General features: G+C 62.1%; 4 protein-coding genes and 2 pseudogenes. 4 read left to right on the top strand and 2 right to left on the bottom strand.

Features of this window, described 5'->3' with window-relative positions:
* Positions 1–294, bottom strand: a pseudogene (locus tag JWR14_RS15660) (bifunctional glyoxylate/hydroxypyruvate reductase B); the annotation flags it as partial.
* A gap of 159 nt (positions 295–453) precedes the next feature.
* On the opposite strand from JWR14_RS15660, the gene JWR14_RS15655 reads away from it, so the two are divergent.
* The 4 genes from JWR14_RS15655 (at position 454) to JWR14_RS15640 (ending at position 5,011) form a co-directional block, all read left to right on the top strand.
* The gene (locus tag JWR14_RS15655) at positions 454–2,193 is read left to right on the top strand and encodes an IlvD/Edd family dehydratase (RefSeq protein ID WP_299708275.1); all 1,740 of its coding nucleotides are present in this window, start codon (positions 454–456) and stop codon (positions 2,191–2,193) included.
* Between the two features lie 52 nt (positions 2,194–2,245).
* Entirely contained in the window at positions 2,246–2,989 is a 744-nt protein-coding gene (locus JWR14_RS15650; RefSeq protein ID WP_299708273.1) for a GntR family transcriptional regulator, read from the top strand.
* 67 nt (positions 2,990–3,056) lie between these two features.
* A complete protein-coding gene (locus JWR14_RS15645) occupies positions 3,057–3,863 on the top strand; it encodes an NAD(P)-dependent oxidoreductase (RefSeq protein ID WP_299708271.1) in 807 nt (268 codons plus the stop codon).
* Between the two features lie 89 nt (positions 3,864–3,952).
* Positions 3,953–5,011, top strand: coding sequence for a LacI family DNA-binding transcriptional regulator (locus JWR14_RS15640; protein ID WP_299708269.1), 1,059 nt, complete (start codon positions 3,953–3,955; stop codon positions 5,009–5,011).
* 33 nt (positions 5,012–5,044) lie between these two features.
* Here JWR14_RS15640 and JWR14_RS15635 read toward each other — a convergent pair.
* Positions 5,045–5,125 (bottom strand): annotated as a pseudogene (locus JWR14_RS15635) (glyoxalase); the annotation flags it as partial.

Here is a 5,125-nt window from a genome sequence, read left to right as displayed (position 1 = left end):
GACTTCGTCCGGCGTGTTGGTGAGCAGGATGCCGCGGCGCGAGAGCTCGGGGACGTCGAAGGCGTCAAAGCCGGCCGAGATGGTGGAGGCGGTCTGGAGCAAAGGCGCTGCATTGAGGAGATCAGGGGTTATCTTGAGATTGTTGCCAATGATCCCGTGGGCCGAGGCGAGCGCGCGCCGGAATGGCGCAAGGTCGCCGCCGGAAGAAATGTCGACCTCATCGACGGAACAGTGCTCGCGAAGAAGACCTGACACGGCAGGAGGCAACTGACGATAGGCCACGACATGCTTCATGAAGACCTCAGGGATGAATGCGGTGTAAAGAGAGTCGAAAGGAAAGCCGAAAGGCGGCAGATCACAGATAAAAAAGAACCGCTTGCGAAAGCACTATAGATATCGTTAAGATTGCCGTCAAGATTATCAATAATTTCATCGACGATTTTGGAGCAGCACATGAGCGAGAAGAAAACTGGCTTGCGGCAGGGCCTGACGAACTACGGCGATGAGGGTTTCTCGCTGTTCCTGCGCAAGGCCTTCATCAAGGGCGCGGGGTATACGGACGACGCCTTGTCGCGCCCGATCGTGGCCATCGCGAACACGGGCAGCGCCTACAACCCCTGCCACGGCAACGCCCCGCAACTGATTGAAGCGGTCAAGCGCGGGGTGATGCTGGCGGGCGGCCTGCCGGTCGAATTTCCAACGATCTCGATCGCTGAAAGTTTTTCGCATCCGACAAGCATGTTTCTGCGCAACCTGATGTCTATGGATACGGAGGAGATGATCCGTGCCCAGCCGATGGATGCGGTGGTGCTGATCGGCGGTTGCGACAAAACTGTCCCCGCCCAACTGATGGGCGCAGCCGCGGCAGGCGTTCCCGCCATTCAACTGGTGACGGGCGCGATGCTCACGGGTTCGCATCGGGGCGAGCGGGTTGGGGCATGCACGGACTGCCGTCGCTTCTGGGCGAGTTTTCGTGGCGATCAGATTGACGAGGCCGAGATCGAAGCCGTGAACAATCAGCTCGTCGCAACGGTCGGGACCTGCTCCGTGATGGGCACCGCAAGCACGATGGCCTGCATCGCGGAAGCCTTGGGAATCATGCTGCCAGGCGGCGCGTCGGCGCCTGCCGTGACGGCCGACCGGATTCGCATCGCCGAGCGCACCGGCGCGCAAGCGGTGGCGATGATCGGGAAAGACTTGAGTCCCGCGGCCATCCTGACACCGAAAGCGATTGAAAACGCGTTGCGGGTGTTGCTCGCGATTGGCGGTTCGACCAACGGCATCATTCACCTCACGGCGATTGCCGGGCGGCTCGGCATTCGTATCGACCTTGCACGGCTCGATCAAATGGCGCGCGAAACGCCGGTGCTGGTCGATTTGAAGCCGTCGGGACAGCACTACATGGAGGATCTGCATCGTGCCGGCGGTTTGACCACGGTCATGCGCGAGATCAAAGGCCTGCTGCATCTGGACGCGCTCACGGTGACGGGCCGCACGCTCGGCGAGGAGCTGGATGCTGCTCCGGCGAGCTTTCCGCAAGACGTGGTGCGCCCGTTCGACCGCCCGATTTTCCCGCAAGGCGGAATTGCGGTATTGCGCGGCAATCTGGCACCGGGCGGCGCGATCATCAAGCAGTCGGCGGCAAGCGCCACGCTGATGGAGCATGAAGGCCGGGCCGTCGTATTCGAGGACGCGGAGGATCTGGCTCGTCGCATTGACGATCCGGAACTGGACGTGGAAGCGCACGACATACTCGTGCTCAAGCGGATCGGGCCGGTCGGTGCACCCGGGATGCCGGAGGCGGGCTATATTCCGATCCCGCGCAAGCTTGGCCGCCTGGGCGTGAAAGACATGGTGCGCATTTCGGATGGCCGCATGAGCGGCACGGCGTCCGGTACGGTTGTTCTGCACGTGACGCCGGAAGCGGCCATTGGCGGTCCGCTCGCGATCGTACAAACGGGCGACCGGATTCGCCTGAGCGTCGCAGAACGGTCAATCGAGCTTGCCATCAGCGACGAGGAAATTGCAGCGCGTCTCGCCGTCTTGCCCGCGCGCCAGGTTGATCCCGACGAGCGGGGTTATCGCAAGCTCTTCCTGACCACGATCACTCAGGCCGACGAGGGCTGCGACTTCGATTTTCTCCAGGCGACCCGAATCACCGCGACTGTTCCCGGCGACGGAAACAAGGTTTGAAGGCCACATTTTCGTATAGGCTCGCGGCTTAGATCATTTTGCGGATCCTTTTATGAGCAACGCTGCCAAGTCCAGACTGTCCGATGCACCTGCCGCGAAGGCGGTCGAGCGCGATCGCAATATCGACGAAACGATGCGCAGCGTCTCCGACGAACTCGAGGAGCAAATCGTCCTTGGCGTTCTGCATCCGCGTGAACGGCTTGTGGAAGACGATTTGTGCGAGCGTTTCAACCTGAAGCGCCACGTCGCGCGGCAGGTGCTGGCGGAGGTGGAGCGGCGCGGGCTGGTGGAGCGCCGCAAGAACATAGGCGCGGTGGTCAAGTCGTACACGCCGCGCGAAGTTACTGAGCTCTACGCCCTGCGCGAACTGCTCGAAGCCGACGCGGCGAGGCGTATCGTTTTTCCGGTGAGCGGTGACGCGCTCGATGCGTTAGAGGCCATTCAGGCAGAGCACGACGAAGCGGCCGAAGCCGGCGATCTGCGGCGCGTGTTCCGCGCGAACATGGCGTTTCATCACGCGTTTTTTGCGCTCTCGGAAAGTCAGGTCCTGACGGAAGCGATTCGCGAGTATGAACGCCGCACGCATGCCATCCGCTCGGTGTCGATCGTGTTTCCGCAGTACCTGGAGAAGGCGCGCGCCGAGCATCACCAGATGATCGAGGCGCTTCGCACCGGCGACCGGGAGTCGTTGATCAAGTTATGCCGGGAGCACCTGGTGCCGTCGCGCGATGCGTATCTTGAAGCGCATCACCGCCGCTCGGTCGGCTACGCCGCGCAGAAAAGCCCGGCGGAATAAGCGCGCGAACGAGCTCCCAGTAAGCCCACGAATAATCCCATTTACCTGAATCAAGGGGAGAGTATCAATGACTCGAGTACTGATCACCGGCGCGGCCGGCCACATTGGCCGGGTGCTGCGCGCCGGATTCCAGGGCCACTATGCGTTGCGTCTGGCCGACATAGCGCCGCAGGCCGAGGCGCGGGCAGGCGAGGAAATCGTGACCGCGGACATCACGAAGCTGGAGGATCTTCTTCCAGTCATGGAAGGGGTCGACGTGGTCGTCCATCTTGCCGGTATTCCCGACGAGGATCGCTGGGAACGCATCCGCGATATGAACATTGAAGGCTGCTACAACGTGTTCGAAGCAGCGCGGCAAGCGGGTGTGAAGCGCGTGGTGTTCGCGAGTTCGAACCATGCAGTGGGTTTTCATCGTCGCGACCGGATGATTGACAACACAGTCGAGCCGCGCCCGGACAGCCGCTACGGCATCTCGAAGGTGTTTGGCGAAGCGCTCGGCCGGATGTACGCCGATAAACACGGCATGTCGGTCGCGTGCATCCGCATCGGGTCGTTTCGCCCCGACGACCAGCCAACCGCGCCGCGGCACCTCTTCACCTGGATCAGTCATCGCGACATGGTGCAGGTGGCGCGCCGCTGTATTGACCATCCGGAGTTTCACTTCGCGGTCGTCTATGGCGTGTCCAATAACGCGCGCAATCGCTGGGACAACGCCAACGTGCGCTATCTCGGGTTCGTGCCCGAAGACGATGCCGAACTGCACGCAGCCGAGATCGCTGCAACGGGCACCACCGAAGACGCGCGCGAAGCGCTGTTTCATGGCGGCTTCGGCTGTCTGGTCGAATTCGACGGCGAGCCGCTTCGAATCGATTGAATGTGACGGTCCATTGTCGGGAGGCGTGCCTCGCGTTGTAGTATGCGGTCGTGAATGTCATCATTCATGACCCTACGACGAGAAACAGGTTGACGTTGAATACGGAACTAAAGAAGAGGGCACCGCGCCGCAAGTCCAACGCGGTGTCGGTCATGGACGTCGCGCGCGCCGCCGGAGTTTCCACGGCGACCGTCTCGCGTGTTCTGAACGGCAACGCCACGGTCGCTTTGGCCTTGCAGGACCGGGTGCGCGAGATCGCGCAAAACCTCGGCTACACGCCCCACGCGGCGGCGCGCGCGCTCGCGTCGCAACGCTCGAAGACCATCGGCGCGGTCATTCCTTCGCTTGAAAACCAGAATTTTGCGCTCGGCGTGTTCGCGCTGCAAAAACGTCTCGGCGAAGCGGGCTATACGCTGCTTCTGGCGTGCTCGTACTACGACCAGGAGGACGAACTCAAGCAGGTCCGGGCACTGATCGCCGATGGCATTGCCGGGCTGATGCTAGTGGGCCGCAGCCATTCCCCCGCGCTCTACGAACTGCTCGAGAAAGAGCGGATTCCGCTGGTGAACGGCTGGACCGTCGATCAACATCATCCGTATGTAGGCTTCGATAACGTCGCGGTCGGGCGGCGCATCGCGGAGTATCTGCTCGATCTCGGGCATGTGCATTTCGGCATGATCACGCAGATGACCCAGCACAGCGATCGCGCCGCCGATCGAATCACGGGCGTGCGCGCAGCTTTGCGAGCGCGCGGGCTGGAGTTGCGTCACGAGCACCTGATCGAAATGCCGCACAAGATCATAGAAGGCCAGATGGCGATGCGCGCGCTGATGCAGGGTCCGGTCCGGCCGACCGCCGTGATTTGCGGCACGGACCTGCTTGCCGTGGGCGCGCTTGCCGAAGCGCGCGAAGCTGGCATTGACGTTCCGCGCGAGCTGTCGATTGCCGGGATCAATGACATTGAGTTTTCCAGCTTTACGACGCCACCTCTCACCACGATGCGTCTGGCTGCGGACGAAATCGGCGCACGCAGCGCCGAGTACCTGCTCGCGCACATAGAGGGGCGGCCAGTCAGCTCCCAGAACATCGTGCCGACCGACCTGATCGTGCGCGGCACGACGGGCCGGCCGCCGCTGGCCAAGGGTTAAAAGCGCTAAGCCGAAGCCGCGTTTCACTCGCGTTTATTTGGCGAACAGCGACGCCATGTTGGCGAATGCCTTGAACTCCACGGCATTGCCCGACGGATCGAGGAAGAACATGGT

Source organism: Caballeronia sp., from assembly GCF_028292365.1.
Lineage (GTDB): Bacteria > Pseudomonadota > Gammaproteobacteria > Burkholderiales > Burkholderiaceae > Caballeronia.
The sequence above is the reverse complement of the archived record's forward strand: the minus strand, read 5'-3'. Positions and strand labels throughout refer to the sequence as shown.